At 72.7% G+C, this 543-nt stretch carries 1 pseudogene; it reads right to left on the reverse strand.

From position 1 onward, the window contains the following. Positions 1-465 (reverse strand): annotated as a pseudogene (locus AC4IJH_RS43660) (hypothetical protein); the annotation flags it as partial. Positions 466-543 lie beyond the last annotated feature (78 nt).

A 543-nucleotide genomic window follows, 5' to 3' on the forward strand; every position in this document is an offset into this window, starting at 1 on the left:
CGCCTCGGCGGCGTGCTGTGCCTGCTCGGCGAGCTGCACAGCCGCGGCACGTCCCCCCTCGGCCTGCTGCCGCCCGGTGTCGGCCTCGCGGTGTGCGTCCCGTTCTTCGCGGAGTTGTGCGCGCAGGGCCTCGGTCTCTTCTTGCGCTGTCTGTGCTTCGGTGCTGGCAGTGTGTGCTTGCCGGTGTGCCTCTTCGGCCTTGTGGTGTGCCGCTTCGGCGTCGGCCTCGGCACGTTGTGCCTCGCGGTGTGCCCTGGCGGTCTCGCGCCGTGCTTCCTCCGCGTCGCGCTGGGCGGCCTGTAGGGCGGCTTGTAGAGCGCCCATGTCGAGTGCACGCCGTACGCGGGTCTCTGCGTCGTCGAGGCGCTTGCCCAGCTCGGCTGAGCGCGGCCCGGGCACAGTGGGCCGGGCTGGTGGCACAGATTCGTGCTGCTCGGGTGCCTGTGCTGTGCTGGTGCTGTCCATTGCTCCCCCTTCGGTCCGGATCGGCACACCGGGTGTGCCGGTGGTGTGCTGGGGGGGGGGGGGGCGGGCCGCGCCCCC

The organism is Streptomyces sp. UF-297 (genome assembly GCF_058245575.1).